The organism is Streptomyces enissocaesilis (assembly GCF_039533765.1).
GTDB lineage: Bacteria > Actinomycetota > Actinomycetes > Streptomycetales > Streptomycetaceae > Streptomyces > Streptomyces enissocaesilis.
Map to the genome: position 1 here is coordinate 1 of NZ_BAAAUD010000030.1, position 15538 is coordinate 15538.

13 protein-coding genes and 2 pseudogenes are annotated in these 15538 nt (G+C 72.1%); 11 read left to right on the forward strand and 4 right to left on the reverse strand.

What is annotated here, in order from left to right; all coding sequences use genetic code 11:
* A partial coding sequence (locus ABD374_RS13790; RefSeq protein WP_425577233.1) for a BACON domain-containing protein occupies positions 1 to 910 on the forward strand: 910 nt, incomplete at its 5' end.
* A gap of 132 nt (positions 911 to 1042) precedes the next feature.
* Here ABD374_RS13790 and ABD374_RS13795 read toward each other — a convergent pair.
* On the reverse strand, positions 1043 to 1870 hold the full coding sequence (locus ABD374_RS13795) for a DUF3109 family protein (protein WP_344494923.1): 828 nt from the start codon (positions 1868 to 1870) through the stop codon (positions 1043 to 1045).
* Between the two features lie 41 nt (positions 1871 to 1911).
* Between ABD374_RS13795 and ABD374_RS13800 the strand changes: the two genes are divergently transcribed.
* The 4 genes from ABD374_RS13800 (at position 1912) to ilvD (ending at position 6452) form a co-directional block, all read left to right on the forward strand.
* Positions 1912 to 2847 (forward strand): Ppx/GppA family phosphatase, encoded by a 936-nt coding sequence (locus ABD374_RS13800; protein ID WP_344494925.1) that lies wholly within the window; start codon positions 1912 to 1914, stop codon positions 2845 to 2847.
* 46 nt (positions 2848 to 2893) lie between these two features.
* Positions 2894 to 3712 carry a sugar phosphate isomerase/epimerase family protein gene (locus ABD374_RS13805; protein ID WP_344494927.1) on the forward strand — a complete coding sequence of 273 codons (819 nt, stop codon included), beginning with the start codon at positions 2894 to 2896 and terminating at the stop codon, positions 3710 to 3712.
* Positions 3713 to 3736: 24 nt separating this feature from the next.
* Entirely contained in the window at positions 3737 to 4372 is a 636-nt protein-coding gene (locus tag ABD374_RS13810; protein WP_344494928.1) for a TetR/AcrR family transcriptional regulator, read from the forward strand.
* Positions 4373 to 4601: 229 nt separating this feature from the next.
* Entirely contained in the window at positions 4602 to 6452 is a 1851-nt protein-coding gene (gene ilvD / locus ABD374_RS13815; RefSeq protein ID WP_344494930.1) for a dihydroxy-acid dehydratase, read from the forward strand.
* 67 nt (positions 6453 to 6519) lie between these two features.
* Here the strand turns inward: ilvD and ABD374_RS13820 are convergent, their stop codons facing one another.
* Positions 6520 to 8766 (reverse strand): serine/threonine-protein kinase, encoded by a 2247-nt coding sequence (locus ABD374_RS13820; protein ID WP_344494932.1) that lies wholly within the window; start codon positions 8764 to 8766, stop codon positions 6520 to 6522.
* 127 nt (positions 8767 to 8893) lie between these two features.
* Between ABD374_RS13820 and ABD374_RS13825 the strand changes: the two genes are divergently transcribed.
* The 6 genes and pseudogenes from ABD374_RS13825 (at position 8894) to proC (ending at position 13502) form a co-directional block, all read left to right on the forward strand.
* Positions 8894 to 9256: an SH3 domain-containing protein gene (locus ABD374_RS13825; RefSeq protein WP_344494934.1), complete on the forward strand. Its 363-nt coding sequence runs from the start codon at positions 8894 to 8896 to the stop codon at positions 9254 to 9256.
* A gap of 81 nt (positions 9257 to 9337) precedes the next feature.
* A pseudogene (locus ABD374_RS13830) lies at positions 9338 to 9580 on the forward strand (SH3 domain-containing protein); the annotation flags it as partial.
* A 43-nt stretch (positions 9581 to 9623) separates the two neighbouring features.
* Positions 9624 to 10169: a hypothetical protein gene (locus ABD374_RS13835; protein WP_344494936.1), complete on the forward strand. Its 546-nt coding sequence runs from the start codon at positions 9624 to 9626 to the stop codon at positions 10167 to 10169.
* 813 nt (positions 10170 to 10982) lie between these two features.
* Positions 10983 to 11771 (forward strand): ABC transporter ATP-binding protein, encoded by a 789-nt coding sequence (locus ABD374_RS13840; RefSeq protein ID WP_344494937.1) that lies wholly within the window; start codon positions 10983 to 10985, stop codon positions 11769 to 11771.
* The gene (locus ABD374_RS13845) at positions 11768 to 12505 is read left to right on the forward strand and encodes an ABC transporter permease (protein WP_344494939.1); all 738 of its coding nucleotides are present in this window, start codon (positions 11768 to 11770) and stop codon (positions 12503 to 12505) included. The genes ABD374_RS13840 and ABD374_RS13845 overlap by 4 nt, the downstream gene beginning before the upstream one ends.
* Before the next feature lie 187 nt (positions 12506 to 12692).
* Complete coding sequence (gene proC, locus ABD374_RS13850; protein ID WP_344494941.1) at positions 12693 to 13502, forward strand: pyrroline-5-carboxylate reductase; 810 nt, start codon at positions 12693 to 12695, stop codon at positions 13500 to 13502.
* On the opposite strand, the pseudogene ABD374_RS13855 reads toward proC, so the two are convergent.
* Positions 13488 to 13868: pseudogene (locus ABD374_RS13855) on the reverse strand (cysteine hydrolase family protein); the annotation flags it as partial. The gene proC and the pseudogene ABD374_RS13855 sit on opposite strands and share 15 nt — an antisense overlap.
* A gap of 169 nt (positions 13869 to 14037) precedes the next feature.
* The gene (gene trpS / locus ABD374_RS13860) at positions 14038 to 15036 is read right to left on the reverse strand and encodes a tryptophan--tRNA ligase (RefSeq protein WP_344494943.1); all 999 of its coding nucleotides are present in this window, start codon (positions 15034 to 15036) and stop codon (positions 14038 to 14040) included.
* Positions 15037 to 15538: the final 502 nt, after the last annotated feature.

The following is a 15538-nucleotide window of genomic DNA, read 5'->3' on the forward strand; positions in this document are numbered from 1 at the left end:
GCCGCGGGCGGCCGCCTACGCGGCGGTGACGAGCGCCTCCCGCGCCCGCGGGGCCTCGCCGCGGTTCGGCCGGGACGGCTTCCCGCTGGACCCCAAGGACCACGCGGCGCGGCGCGACCGGCTGCGGACCAGGGCGGTCACGACGACGGTCGTCGCCACCGTCGTCGCCGCCCCCGTGTTCGCCCTCTGGGCGGCGTACCGGGGCGCGCCGCTCACCGGCGAGAGCCACGGCGGCGCGTCGGTCACCGCGAGCGACGCGGACGAGCCCGGCGGGCTCGACGGCGGCCCGTACGGCGGCCCCGGCGGCGCGGGCGACGGCGCGTACGAGAACACGGGCAACGCGCGCACGACCCCCGGCCCCCGCTTCACGGCGGGCAGCCGGTCGCCGGACGTGTCCGTCGAGGTCGTCAGCGGCGGTACGGCGCCGGGCGCCCCGGGGGAGTCCGGCGCGGGCCGGCTGACGGTGGAGGCCAGGTCCGCGGGCAGCACGACCGTCGTCACGCTGCGGGCGACGGGCGGCTCACCGGTGTCCTGGTCGGCGTGGACGAACGCGTCCTGGCTCTACCTGAGCCAGTCCTCGGGCACGCTCGCCCCCGGCGAATCGATCACGCTGTACGTGTCCGTGGACCACGAGCGGGAGCCGGCGGGCCCGTGGCGCGCGCGCATCGGCGTGGACCCGACGGGCGCGGTCGTCGCGGTGCAGGGTCACGGCCGCACCGCGCCGCCCCCGTCGTCCCCGGATCCGACGCCGCCGCCCCCGTCACCGGACCCGACGCCGCCGCCCACGTCCGCGTCCCCCACCCCCACGGCCCCGACGACGCCGCCGCCGGACCCCACCCCGACGGATCCGACGACTCCGCCGCCGTCACCGGACCCGACCCCGACGGACGCGTCCCCACCGGCGCCCTAGCGGCGGCCCGGTGCCCCGGCCCGGGGTGCCGGGTCCGGACGGGCCCGAGCGCGCCGGGTCCGCCAGGCCGTGGTCGTCGGACAGGGACTGCCGGACCGGGACTGCCGGGCCGGGCTGGTCGGGCCGGGGTGGTCAGGCCGTGGCCGGGTCCGCCGGATGCGGGGCCATGGGCAGCAGCGACGCCAGGCGCTCCTCGCACAGCTCCACCAGCCGGTCGTACGCCGCCTTCCCCATCAGCTCCGTCAGCTCCGGCCGGTACGTCACGTACACCGGGTCCCCCGCCCCGTGCGCCGACGTCGCCGACGTGCACCACCAGTGCAGGTCGTGCCCCCCGGGACCCCAGCCCCTGCGGTCGTACTCGCCGATCGAGATCTGCAGGACGCGCGTGTCGTCGGGACGGTCGATCCAGTCGTACGTACGCCGCACCGGCAGCTGCCAGCACACGTCCGGCTTGGTCTCCAGCGGCTCCTTGCCCTCCCTCAGCGCGAGGATGTGCAGCGAGCACCCCATCCCGCCCGCGAACCCGGGGCGGTTCTGGAAGATGCAGGACCCCTCCCAGCGGCGCGTCTGGCGGTCGCCGTCCTCGTCCGTCTGCGTCCAGCCCGACTCCGTACCGACGCCGTGGAACTGCCACACGTCGGGGGTGAGACGCGCCACATGGCCCGCGACGCGCTTCTCGTCGTCCTCGTCCGAGAAGTGCGCGCCCAGCGTGCAGCAGCCGTCGTCGGCGCGGCCGGCCTGGATGCCCTGGCAGCCACTGCCGAAGATGCAGCTCCAACGTGACGTCAGCCACGTCAGGTCGCAGCGGAAGACCTGCTCGTCGTCGGCGGGGTCGGGGAACTCCACCCAGGCACGGGCGAAATCGAGCCCGCCCTTCTCGTCCTGGACGGCGGAAACCCCCGGGGTCGTCTTCGGCTGCTTCGTGGCTTTGCCCGGCTTCGCCTTTTTCGTCTTCGACACGTGGCCAAGAGTAAGGGCGGGGCCGCAGTAGCGTTCCGTCCATGAGACTCGGAGTCCTCGACGTGGGTTCGAACACGGTTCATCTGCTGGTGGTCGACGCGCACCCCGGCGCCCGCCCCCTGTCCGCCCACTCGCACAAGGCCGAGCTCCGGCTCGCCGAGCTCCTCGACGCGGACGGGGCCATCGGCGCCGCCGGCATCGACCGCCTCGTGGCGACGGTCGGCGACGCGCTGCAGGCCGCCGAGGACAAGGGGTGCGAGGACGTCCTGCCGTTCGCGACCTCCGCCGTGCGCGAGGCGACCAACGCCGACGAGGTGCTGGGCCGGGTCAAGACCGAGACCGGGGTCGAGCTCCAGGTGCTGAGCGGCCCGGAGGAGGCGCGGCTGACGTTCCTCGCCGCCCGCCGCTGGTTCGGCTGGTCGGCGGGCAAGCTGCTGGTCCTGGACATCGGCGGCGGCTCCCTGGAGATCGCGTACGGGATGGACGAGGAGCCCGACGCGGCGGTGTCGCTGCCGCTCGGGGCGGGCCGGCTCACCGGGGCCTGGCTGCCGGGCGACCCGCCGGACCCGCAGGACGTGAAGGCGCTGCGCCGTCATGTACGGGCGCAGATCGCCCGTACGGTCGGCGAATTCAGCCGCTTCGGCCCGCCCGACCACGTGGTCGCGACGTCCAAGACCTTCCGGCAGCTGGCGCGGATCGCGGGCGCGGCCCGCTCCGCCGAGGGACTGCACGTACAGCGTGAACTCAGTCGCAGATCGCTGGAGGAGTGGGTGCCCAAGCTCGCCACGATGCCGATAGTCCAGCGCGCCGGCCTGCCCGGGGTCTCGGAAGGCCGCGCCGCGCAACTGCTGGCAGGAGCCCTGGTGGCGGAAGGGGCGATGGACCTTTTCGGGGTGGACACGCTGGAGGTCTGCCCGTGGGCGCTGCGCGAAGGCGTCATCCTGCGCCGCCTGGACCACCTGCCGCCGACCGCGTGACCGCCCGCCCGGCACCCGCCCGGGAACGGCCCGTACGCTGTTCCTCGTGGCAGAACCAGTGGTGCGCATCCCCGATGCGAAGGTCGCGCTGTCCACGGCGTCCGTGTATCCGGAGTCGACGGCGACGGCCTTCGAGATCGCCGCACGCCTCGGCTACGACGGCGTCGAGGTCATGGTGTGGACGGACCCCGTCAGCCAGGACATCGAGGCGCTGCGCAGACTCTCCGACTACCACGGCGTCCCCGTCCTGGCCATCCACGCGCCCTGTCTGCTGATCACCCAGCGCGTGTGGACCACGGACCCGTGGACGAAGCTCCGGCGGGCGCAGGCCGCCGCCGAGAAGCTCGGCGCGTCGGCCGTGGTCGTGCACCCGCCGTTCCGCTGGCAGCGGCAGTACGCCCGCGATTTCGTCACCGGGATCTGGCGGATGGCGGAGGAGACCGACGTCCGTTTCGCCGTCGAGAACATGTATCCGTGGCGCTACAAGGACCGCGAGATGCTGGCGTACGCCCCCGAATGGGACGTGACCAAGGACGACTACCGGCACTTCACCGTCGACCTCTCCCACACCGCGACCGCCCGCACCGACACCATGGCCATGGTCGACCGGATGGGCGACCGGCTCGGACACGTGCACCTCGCGGACGGCAAGGGCTCGGCGAAGGACGAGCACCTCGTCCCCGGGCGTGGCGACCAGCCCTGCGCCGAACTGCTGGAGCGCCTCGCGCGCAGCGGCTTCGACGGCCATGTCGTCATCGAGGTCAATACGCGCCGGGCCATGTCGTCCGCCGAACGCGAGGCCGACCTCGCGGAGGCCCTCGCCTTCACCCGGCTGCACCTGGCGTCCCGGGTCTCCCAGCCGTGAGCGGGCAGCCGTGAGCGGGGACCGGTGAGCGGTACGGCGAGCGGCGGTACGGCGCCGGAGCCCCGCCGCCGGGGCCGCCCCCGCCGGTCGCCCGAGGACGCCGGCCCCGGAGCCCGCGAGCGGATCCTCCAGGCGGCCCGCGACGCATTCTCCGAGCACGGCTACGACAGGACGTCGATGCGCGGCATCGCGAAGGCGGCGGGCGTCGACGCGGCACTCGTCCACCACTACTTCGGCACGAAGGACGACATCTTCGCGGCCGCCATCGAGATGTCCTTCGAGCCCGCCCTGGTGATCCCCGCCGTCCTCGGCCAGGGCGGCACGGACGGCATCGGGGAGCGGCTGGCCCGCTGTTTCATCGGTGTGTGGGAGAACCCGGCGACCAGGGCGCCGCTGCTCGCGGTCGTACGGTCCGCGCTGACGAACGAGACGGCGGCGAAGGTGCTGCGCACGTTCGTGCTGCGCCGGCTGCTGGAGCGGGTGGCGGCGGAACTCGACGTACCGGACCCGACCTTCCGGGCGGAGCTCGCGGCCTCGCACATGGTCGGGATCGCGATCCTGCGGTACGTCATCAAGGCGGAGCCGCTGGCGTCGGCGGATCCGGAACGGATCGTCGCGATGGTGGCCCCGACGCTCCAGCGGTACCTGACGCAGGAATGACCCAGGGGCGACGCGGGCGTGCCGGGGGCGTGACGCGGAGCACGGCCCGGGGCGCGGCCGGGCACCCGGCCCGTGCCCTGTCCGGGCCGTGACCGCAGGCCGAGCGCCGCGTCCCGCATATCGGACGTGCTGTCCAGATCGTGGATCCGGGGCGTACGCTCGAAGTTACTCTCGTGAGTAAGCCTCGTACGTCCCATCTGCGTCCCATCTGCCTAAGGAGCGAGCGACGATGCCCGAGCTGAGGTCCCGCACAGTCACCCACGGCCGCAACATGGCGGGCGCGCGCGCCCTTATGCGGGCGTCGGGCGTAGCGAGCGCGGACATCGGTAAGCCGATCATCGCGGTCGCGAACTCCTTCACCGAGTTCGTCCCGGGCCACACCCACCTCGCGCCGGTCGGCCGGATCGTCTCCGACGCGATCCTGGCGGCGGGCGCCGTCCCCCGCGAGTTCAACACGATCGCCGTCGACGACGGCATCGCGATGGGCCACGGCGGCATGCTCTACTCCCTCCCCTCCCGCGACCTGATCGCCGACTCCGTCGAGTACATGGTCGAGGCGCACTGCGCGGACGCGCTGATCTGCATCTCGAACTGCGACAAGATCACGCCGGGCATGCTGATGGCCGCGCTGCGCCTCAACATCCCCACGATCTTCGTCTCCGGCGGCCCGATGGAGGCCGGCAAGGCCACGCTGGTCGACGGCACCGTCCGCAAGCTCGACCTGGTCGACGCGATCTCCGACGCGGTCAACGACAAGATCTCGGACGAGGACATCCTCCGTATCGAGGAGAACGCCTGTCCGACCTGCGGCTCCTGTTCCGGCATGTTCACCGCCAACTCGATGAACTGCCTCGCCGAGGCCATCGGCCTGGCGCTGCCCGGCAACGGCTCGGTCCTCGCCACGCACACCGCCCGCAAGGCGCTGTACGAGAACGCCGGCCGCACGATCGTGGAGATCACCAAGCGCCACTACGAGCAGGACGACCACACCGTCCTGCCCCGCAACATCGCCACCCGCGCAGCCTTCGAGAACGCCATGGCGCTCGACATCGCGATGGGCGGCTCCACCAACACGATCCTGCACCTGCTGGCCGCCGCCCAGGAGGCCGAGCTGGACTTCGGCCTCGACGACATGGACGAGGTCTCGCGCCGCGTCCCGTGCCTGGCCAAGGTCGCGCCGAACGTCGCCCCCGGCGGCACGTACTACATGGAGGACGTCCACCGCGCGGGCGGCATCCCCGCCATCCTCGGCGAGCTCTACCGCGGTGGCCTCCTCAACGAGGACGTGCACACCGTCCACTCCGCCACCCTCGCCGAGTGGCTGAAGACGTGGGACGTGCGCGGCGGCTCCCCGTCCGCCGAGGCCGTCGAGCTGTGGCACGCGGCGCCCGGCTGCGTCCGCTCCGCGACCGCCTTCTCGCAGTCCGAGCGCTGGGACACCCTGGACACGGACGCCGAGGGCGGCTGCATCCGCTCCGTCGAGCACGCGTACTCCAAGGACGGCGGCCTGGCCGTCCTCAAGGGCAACCTCGCCGTCGACGGCTGCGTCGTGAAGACCGCCGGCGTCGACGAGTCGATCTGGACCTTCGAGGGCCCGGCGGTCGTCTGCGAGTCGCAGGACGAGGCCGTCGACAAGATCCTCCGCAAGGAGATCACCCACGGCGACGTCGTCGTCATCCGCTACGAGGGCCCCAGGGGCGGCCCCGGCATGCAGGAGATGCTCTACCCGACGTCCTTCCTGAAGGGCCGCGGCCTCGGCAAGACCTGCGCGCTCGTCACGGACGGCCGCTTCTCGGGCGGTACGTCGGGCCTGTCCATCGGCCACGCCTCCCCGGAGGCGGCGTCGGGCGGCACGATCGCGCTCGTCGAGGACGGCGACCGTATCCGCATCGACATCCCGAACCGCACGATCGAACTCCTCGTCGCCGACGAGGAACTGGCCGTCCGCCGCGAGGCACTGGGCGGCGTGTACGCCCCGAAGAACCGCGAGCGCAAGGTCTCGCAGGCCCTGCGCGCGTACGCCGCGATGGCGACCAGCGCCGACAAGGGCGCGGTGCGGGACGTCTCGAAGCTGGGCTGAACGGCGCCTCCACCGGCGCGACCGGGCGGGACGGAGCACCCACTCCGCCCCGCCCGGTCCCGTTCCCTCACCAGCGCGCCGGATCCCCGTCCCCCACGGCGAAGACGGACCCGTCGGGCGCGCTGGCGAACACCGTGCCGGGAGCGGTGACGGGAGCGGGAAGGGAAGCCGCGAAGGTGTACGGTCCCTCGCCCATGCGGGGTGCGGTCTGACCCAGCAGCCTGCCGTCGGCGGCGTCGACCGCCAGCAGCCGGCCGTCGGCAGCCGACAGGTAGACGCGGCCCCCGGCCGCCACCGGTCGTGAGGCCCGGCTGACCGACGTCTCCAGCCGCCACAGCTGCGCGCGCTCAGCACTTCCCGTACTTCCCGTGTCGCGCATGTCGACGGCGACCAGGGAGCCGTTGACACCGAAGAGGTACGCCGTGTTCCCGCGCACCGTGGCCTGCGCCTGGTCGAGCGGTGCGACGAGGGGAACGCGGCGGGCGGTGCGTGTCGTGGTGTCGAGGCGGACGACCGCCCGTGTCACGCCGTCGATGTCGCCCTCCAGCAGGAACAGAGCGCCGTCCGAGGCGCTGACCGGGCTGAGCATCCCGCTCAGCCGCTGTTCCCACCGCGCCTCGCCGTTGTCCGGATCGACCGCGACGACCGTGGTCGACGTACCGTCGTCCGACACCGTGGCCGCGTAGACCGGTTCCCGGCGGCCGGGCGATGTCACCCAGAGGGTGCCGACGCCGCCGTGCCGCTCCGACCAGCGGGTCCTGCCCGTGGTGTTGTCGACGGCCCTGACGGTTCCGTCCGGTCCGGCCAGAAGCGCCGACTTCGCCGTGTGGAGGGCGACAGTGCCGCCGGAGGCACCGATACCGATACTCCACCGGCGGACTCCGGTTCGCGGATCGAGGGCCTCCAGCCGGTCTCCGCCGGGTGCCACGACGTGCAGGAGTCCTCCGGCGAGGACGGGCGCGCTGTCGTCCGAACGGGAACGGGGTGTGTCACCGGCCGTCTTCTCCGTCCAGTCGGCCTTTCCGTCGGCCGGGTTCAGACGGGCGGCCCCGACGCCGGTGGCGCTGCAGTAGAGGGCGCCGTCCGCGTACGAACAGGCAGGCGCGTGACTCCGCGCGCCGGCCGACAAGGAGACGTTCCAGGGACGGGCGGTTTCCCTCACTCCGGCCCCGGCCCGTTGTACGGCGGGTGCGGGACCGGGGCTGCCGTCGTCCACCAGCGCGCCTACGCCGAGAACGCCGCCCACGATCAGCGACGCGGCCAGAGCCACGGTGAGCACGGCCCGCCGGGGACCGCCCCCGCGCCGGCGGGCGGAAGCGGCGGCAACGGCCCCGGGCGGATCGGCCGGCGTGGCGGCCCCGGCGGCCGACTCGGCTTCCGCGGCGCTCGCTGCCTTCGCCGAAGGCTTTTCCCGTGCGGCGACTGCCCCCGCTCCGCCCGAACTCCTCTGCGCCGGTATGAACGGCTGGGTGTCGTCGGCGGTCCGGTATGCCGCGGACCGCAGGGCGGCCATCAGCGCGTCCGGTGTGGGCCGGCCGGCGGGATCCTTCGCCAGGCACCGTGCGAACAGCGGTACCAGGGCTTCCGGTACGCCCGCCAGGTCCGGCTCGTCGTGCACCACCTGGTACGCGACGATGTACGGGCTGTCGGAGTCGAAGGGGCCGCGCCCGGTCGCCGCGTGGACGAGTACGGACCCCAGCGCGAACACGTCCGCCGCCGGCCCCACTTCGCGCGGGCGCTGGAACTGCTCGGGAGCCATGAACGGCGGCGTACCGATCAGCTTGCCGGTCTCCGTACGCAGATCGCTGTCCGTCGGCCGGGAGATGCCGAAGTCGATGACCTTGGGCCCGTCGGCCGCCAGCAGCACGTTGCTCGGCTTGAGATCGCGGTGGACCACGCCTGCGCGATGGATGTCGCGCAGCGACTCGGCGAGTCCAGCGCCGAGTCTGAGCAACTCCTCTGTACCCAGCGGACCATTCCGCTTGACCCGTTCGGCGAGAGTGGGGCCTTCGATGAACAGAGTGGCCATCCAAGGCCGTTCCGCATCCGTGTCGGCGTCCACGACGGGTGCGGTGAAGGCTCCGCTCACCCGACGGGCGGCGGAGACCTCCTGCCGGAAGCGGGCCCTGAACTCGGGATCTGCGGCAAACTCGGCGTGCACCACCTTGACCGCGAGACGCAGTCCGGAGCCGGAGGTGGCCAGATGGACCACACCCATGCCTCCTGAGCCGAGCACGGCTTCGAGTCGGTACTGCCCGGCGTAATCCGGATGCTCCGCTTCCGGTCCCGTCCCGGTGCTGTGCAGCGGCGGCATCGTCCACCCCCGTGTGAATCGTCCGCAAGCGAGACGCACGGAGCCTAGTCGATGATGCGTGCGATGTCGGTGTGGCTTGCTAGCCTGCGCGGCGTACGAAAGACGTACCTCGACGGGGGAGGGCCTCATGGCCGTGGGAGAAGACGCGGGCACCACCGGGAACGCCGCCGAGAGCGCCACCGGGGAAGCAGTCGCGACCACGGCCGCCACTGCCACTGTGACTGCCACCGCGGAGACGCTGGCGGTGCGGTATCCCGTCGCTCCGGGCTACCGGGTGAACGTGCGCAGCGGCCCCGGCACCAACTACCGGATCGTCAAGGTCCTGCCGTACGGCGCACGCGTGCCGATCAACTGCCAGTGCCCCGGGACGACCGTGTCGGGGCCGTACGGGACGACGAACCTGTGGTCCAACATCGCGAACAGCCAGTTCGTCTCGGACGCGTACATCAACACCGGCAGCGACGGCTACGTCGCGGTGCGCTGCGCCTGACGAGGGGGCACGCCGCACGCCGGACTCGCGTCACCGTCGGCTGCGGCCGCGCCCGCCGGGGCCCCGGCCGACGAAGTCCTCAGGTACCCGGTCGCACCCGGCTGCCGCCTCAACGCCAGGCCGGGCCCGGGAACGCAGTACCGGCTGATCCAGACCCCGCCGTACGACGCCGGGGTTCCCGTCTACTGCCAGAAGCCGGGCGAGACGGTCACGGGCCCGTACGGGACGCCGGATCTGTGCGGCCACATCGCGGACGGGCAGCTCGTTTCGGACGCGTACGTGAACACGGGCCGCGACGGGTACGTCGTCCCGCGCTGCACCTGACCACCCACCCCGTCCACCCCCTCGCACCGGGGATAATCGACCCGTGAGCGAAAACGCCGACGGCACCCCGACCACCACCCCCGCCGCCCCCGCGACCCCGGGCGACGGCGGAGGCGGCGGTCCGCAGCCCGAGCCCGTCCGGTTCTTCGGCACGACCTGGGTGGACCACGACAACGGCTACGGACTGCGCCGGGCCGGGGCCGCCGTCGGTTCGCTGGCCGCCGCTGCCGCCGGCTGCTTCGTGCTGCGCTTCGCCTACCAGGGCCTGGCGATCGCCGACGTCGGCAGCTTCCTGAACATCCTGGTGGTCGCCATGTTCGCGATCTGCAGCGCGATCGCCTTCCGCCGCACCTGGGCGGGGTACGCGCGCCGCCCCGACCCCGCCACCGAGGCCTCGTTGCGCAGCCTGAAGAGCATCGGCTTCGTCGGCGTACTCCTCGCGTACTTCTTCCGCTCGCTCACCGAGGCCCCGGGCGAGAAGCTGCACCGCAGCGAGTACGAGAACGCCCTCACCCAGTACGAACGCCGCCGGGGCTCCCGCACGGGCAACCCGGCGGCCCGCAGGAAGAAGCCCAAGCGGCGCCGTTAGCCGGCCCGGCGGCTGGAGGCCGCGCGGACGGACTCCAGCCCATGAACACCCCACCCCGGGCGGGGGAGCGACCCCATGGCGGACCCGGACCCGGCCGCGCGTGCGAGGAACAGCGCACACGCCTCCGGACCATCGCCTACCGCATCACCGAACCGGCCGCTGACGCTGATGCCGCCGACGACGCCATACAGCAGACCTGCCTGCACCGACAGACGCTCCCGGACGGAGAGGCCCGCGATCCGCGCGCGCACCTGACCACCGTCGTCAGCCGCGTCCGTCACGACCGGCCGGGTTCCGCCCGCGCCCGTCGCGAGGCATACGCCGGCCCCTGGCTCCCGAGCCGGTCCTCACCGGGGCCGGACCGGGTCCCGAGGAGCCCGCGACCCTGGACGAGTCGAGGGGTCTGGCCCCTGCTCACAGCCATGGACGGAGCGCCCGACCCCCACCGAGCCCACCGCACTCGTCCTCTACGCCGCCTCCGCCGCGTCCCTTCCCGGATCACCGAGGTGACCGGCACCTCCCCCGGCTCCCTGCGCCGGCTGGCCTCCCGTCCCCGCAAGCGCACCCGCCCCCAGGCCCCGCACCGCTCCGTGGACCGCCTCGGCAAGGCCACCGACGCCCGAGTGGAGGAGCGGAGCGTACGTTCCACGACCCGCACCCTGCGCCTGCCACCCCCACCCCGACCCGCCGCCTCCCGACCCGTGTTGATTCCACGGCTCCACAGATCCACGAGCCGCGGCCCGCCACCACCGGCCTATCAGTCGCCCGAACGGAACCTTGACGCGCACCACCACCGGGAGCATTATTCAACACATGATGAATTATGCCCCCGAACCCGCCGCCACGGCAGACGGGGCTGCCGTGACCGCCCACGGCCTCACCGTCGTACGAGGCCGGCGCACCGTCCTGCGAAACCTCGACTTCGCCGTCCCCCGAGGCAGAATCACCGGCCTCCTGGGCCCCTCCGGCTGCGGCAAAACGACCCTCATGCGCGCCATCGTCGGCACCCAGGCCAAAGTCACCGGCACCCTCGAAGTCCTGGGCCGCCCGGCCGGCGACGCGACGCTCCGTCCCCGCATCGGCTACGTGACCCAGGCCCCCTCCGTCTACGCCGACCTCACGGTCCGACAGAACCTGGACTACTTCGCGGCCGTTCTCCAGCCCGGTCGCGACCACCGCGGAGCCCGCCACGACGCCGTCACCCGCGCCATCGCCGCCGTCGACCTCACCTCGCACCAAACCGCCCTGGCCGGCAGCCTCTCCGGCGGCCAGAGCAGCCGCGTGTCCCTGGCCGTAGCCCTCCTCGCCACGCCCGAACTCCTCGTCCTGGACGAGCCGACCGTCGGCCTCGACCCGGTCCTGCGCCGCGACCTGTGGAACCTCTTCCACACCCTCGCGAACCGCGGCGCCACCCTCCTCATCTCCTCCCACGTGATGGACGAGGCCGAGCGCTGCCACCGCCTCCTCCTCATGCGCGAGGGCGAGATCCTGGCCGAGAACACCCCCGAAGCCCTCCGTTCCCGTACCCGCCGCGCCACGGTGGAAGAGGCGTTCCTCCACCTGGTCGACGAGGCGAACTCCCGCCAGGAGGCACCCCGATGAACGCTTCCCGCACCCTCGCCACAGCCGCCCGCGTCCTGACCCAGCTGCGCCACGACCCCCGGACGATCGCGCTCCTGCTCCTCATTCCGGTAGTGATGATCACGCTGCTGCGCTTCGTGTTCGACGCGTCGCCGCGGACCTTCGACTCCATCGGCGCGTCCCTGCTCGGGATCTTCCCGCTCGTCACGATGTTCCTGGTGACATCGATCGCCACCCTGCGAGAACGCACCTCGGGCACCCTCGAACGTCTCCTCGCCATGCCCCTGGCCAAGGCCGACCTGATCGCGGGTTACGCCCTGGCCTTCGGCCTCCTGGCCGTAGTCCAATCAGCCCTGGCCACAGGCGTCTCCCTCTGGTTCCTGGGCCTGGACGTGGTCGGCTCCCCCTGGCTGCTGCTCCTGATCGCCCTCCTCGACGCGCTGCTGGGCACAGCACTGGGCCTGTTCGTCTCGGCCTTCGCGGCGTCGGAATTCCAAGCGGTCCAGTTCATGCCGGCGGTGATCTTCCCGCAGCTGCTCCTGTGCGGCCTGTTCACTCCCCGCGACACGATGCAGCCGGTCCTGGAGGCGATCTCGAACGTGCTCCCCATGTCGTACGCCGTGGACGGCATGAGCGAAGTCCTGCACCACACGGACGTGACACCCACCTTCGTCCGGGACGCCGCGATCGTCGCGGCCGTGGCCTTCCTGGTCCTCGCCCTGGGCGCAGCCACCCTCCGCCGCCGCACCACATGACTCAGCTCCACCGACCCCCTCATCCCCGCCCGGCGACCGAGGACAAAGGCAGCGGCCCACCCCACCCCATTCCGCCCACCGGACACCCCACTCCCACCCCGCCCCCCGGTGCGAAGATGTCCCCCGGACGACAGAGAAAAAAGACGCACCAGACACACCAGACACACCCACCGGCGAGGTGAACCGCATGACCCAGACAGTCGCAGTCCTCGGCACCGGAAAAATCGGCGAGGCCCTGCTCAGCGGAATGATCCGAGCCGGCTGGCGCCCCGCCGACCTCCTGGTCACCGCCCGCCGCCCCGAGCGTGCCGAAGAGCTCCGCACCCGCTACGGCGTAGAGCCGGTGACCAACGCCGACGCCGCCAAGCGCGCCGACACCCTCATCCTCACGGTCAAGCCGCAGGACATGGGCAAGCTCCTCGACGAACTCGCCCCCCACGTCCCCGCCGACCGCCTGGTCATCAGCGGCGCCGCCGGCATCCCCACCGCCTATTTCGAAGAGCGTCTCGCCCCCAACACCCCGGTCGTCCGCGTCATGACGAACACCCCCGCCCTCGTGGACGAGGCGATGTCCGTCATCTCGGCCGGCACCCACGCCACCCCCGAGCACCTCCTCCACACCGAGGAGATCTTCGGCGGCGTGGGCAAGACGCTCCGCGTCCCCGAGTCCCAGCAGGACGCGGCCACCGCCCTCTCCGGCTCCGGCCCGGCGTACTTCTACTACCTCGTCGAGGCGATGACCGACGCCGGCATCCTCCTCGGCCTGCCCCGCGCCCAGGCCCACGACCTGATCGTCCAGGCAGCCATCGGCGCGGCCGTGATGCTCCGCGACAGCGGCGAACACCCGGTGAAGCTCCGCGAGGCAGTGACGTCCCCCGCCGGCACCACCATCAACGCGATCCGCGAACTCGAGAACCACGGTGTACGAGCCGCTCTCATCGCAGCCCTGGAAGCGGCCCGCGACCGCAGCCGCGAGCTCGCCTCAGGCAACGGCTGACCCCACCAGCTCCTCCCGCCCCACCACCCGCGCGAACCCACCGCCGTGCCGTGCAGCGACACGGCGGTGGCCCGCGCCGGCCCATCGGCGCCCAGCGACCACCCCACGGCCCGACCCCGTCGAAGGTGTACGTCGCATCCAGCCCGAACAACACCTCGTACCTCAGGCCCCGCGCCCCCGGGCCGCCGTCTCGGCGCACATATTGGTCTGGATCCCGGCCACGACGATCTGCCGCACTCCGTCCGCGCCCCCACCCCCTTCAGCCACACCTCCCGATCCAGTCCCCCGTGGATTCCCCCCGTGCCCGTCCCGCAGTGGCGAATCAGGCTCAGGCGAGTCGTGCCGCACGAAGCCGACCGGACACCCTCGCCTCCGTACGCGAATACGCCCCGCGCCACCCGCACGAACCGCTCGCCCTCACCGGCCTCGCAGCCCGCGCCGTCATGCCCCCGTTCCTTCGCCCGCCACTTCTCATCGACTACCGACACCACCCCGCAGCGGTGGTTCGTCACCCAGCGCCTCGCCGCCGCCCTCCTCAGCCCGCGGGCAGCAGCCCCATGGCCCGATAAGCGGCGTCCACCGTCGGCCGCGCCATCCCCCGGGCCCGCCCCGCCCCCTCCTTCAGCACCTGATCCACATAACCGGGATCGGCCGCCAGCTCCGCGTGCCGCTCCCGCACCGGCCGCAGCAGCTCGACGACAGCCTCCGCGGTGTCCTTCTTCAACGCTCCGTAGGACTCATACACACCGGCCAGCTCCTCCGGGTTCCCCCTCTCACAAGCCGCGAGCACATCCAGCAGATTCGCGACCCCGGGCTTCTCCTCCCGGTCGTACTCCACCTCGCGCCCGCTGTCCGTCACGGCCCGCGTGATCTTCTTCCGCACCACCTCGGGCTCATCGAGCAGATAGACGATCCCCGCGGTGGCCGCGTGCGACTTCCCCATCTTCGAAGTCGGCTCCTGAAGGTCCATGACCCGGGCAGCCACCTCCGGACGCGTGGCCTTCGGCACCACGAAGGTGTGCCCGTACCGCTGGTTGAACCGCACCGCCAGATCCCGGGTCAGCTCCACATGCTGAGTCTGGTCGTCCCCCACCGGCACCTCATCGGTCCCGTACGCCAGGATGTCCGCCGCCATCAGCACCGGATACGTCAGCAGCGACAGCCGCACACTCTCCCCGGCCGCCCGAGCCCGCGCGCTCTTCTCCTTGTACTGGATCATCCGCCGCAGCTCACCGTCCGTCGCCGTGCATTCCAGTACGTACGACAGCCGCGCGTGCTCATCCACATGGCTCTGCACGAATACGGTGCACAGCGCCGGATCGAGCCCGGCCGCCAGCAGCAACGTGGCGGCCTGCCGGCTGAGCCGCCGTACCCGTGCCGGATCGTGTTCGACGGTCAGCGCATGCAGGTCCACGACACAGAACAGCGCGTCGGCCCGGTGCTGATCGGTCTCGGCCCACCGCCGCACGGCCCCGAGATAGTTGCCCAGCGTCAGGTGCCCGGTCGGCTTGACCCCGCTGAAGATCCGCGTCATCTCTCTTGCCTCCTGGTAGGAGCCGCTGCCACCGGCGGCCGCCCCCCCCGGAGGGAGAAACACGAACGGCCGCCGAAGCGGCGGCCGTTGAGCGCATACGTGTCTGCCGGCCGCCGTCAGGCGGCCCGCCACCCCTGGGTGCACGTACGCGAAGTCATGGCATCCACCATAGCGGCGGAGCCATCGGTTGACAGCGGATTGACACCTACGTACTGTTCTCCGAGTTGTCCGACGTGAGCACCGGCCCCGGCCGGCCCCGGACAGCCATTCCGCAGTAACCACTGGAGCGAACGACAGTTGTCGTCCCGTTTTTGTGCGCATTTGCGAAATGGAGAATCCACGTTCGAAGGAACGCTCCCGATTAGCTCGGGAGCCAGGATTCCGCTAAAGTCTCACTCGTCGGAACGGCCAGCGGCCGGAAAGGCAAACCCCGCCGACCGGGGATCGGGTCCGAAAGGATCTGATAGAGTCGGAATCGCCGGAAAGGGAAACGCGGAAGCGG

What these genes read in the sequence shown, in the direction of transcription:
- ABD374_RS13800 (WP_344494925.1), top strand. Translation starts at nt 1,912, where the DNA reads ATGAGACTCGGAGTCCTCGACGTGGGTTCGAACACGGTTCATCTGCTG.
- ilvD (WP_344494930.1), top strand. Translation starts at nt 4,602, where the DNA reads ATGCCCGAGCTGAGGTCCCGCACAGTCACCCACGGCCGCAACATGGCG.
- ABD374_RS13820 (WP_344494932.1), bottom strand. Translation starts at nt 8,766, where the DNA reads ATGCCGCCGCTGCACAGCACCGGGACGGGACCGGAAGCGGAGCATCCG.
- ABD374_RS13825 (WP_344494934.1), top strand. Translation starts at nt 8,894, where the DNA reads ATGGCCGTGGGAGAAGACGCGGGCACCACCGGGAACGCCGCCGAGAGC.
- ABD374_RS13840 (WP_344494937.1), top strand. Translation starts at nt 10,983, where the DNA reads ATGATGAATTATGCCCCCGAACCCGCCGCCACGGCAGACGGGGCTGCC.
- ABD374_RS13845 (WP_344494939.1), top strand. Translation starts at nt 11,768, where the DNA reads ATGAACGCTTCCCGCACCCTCGCCACAGCCGCCCGCGTCCTGACCCAG.
- proC (WP_344494941.1), top strand. Translation starts at nt 12,693, where the DNA reads ATGACCCAGACAGTCGCAGTCCTCGGCACCGGAAAAATCGGCGAGGCC.
- trpS (WP_344494943.1), bottom strand. Translation starts at nt 15,036, where the DNA reads ATGACGCGGATCTTCAGCGGGGTCAAGCCGACCGGGCACCTGACGCTG.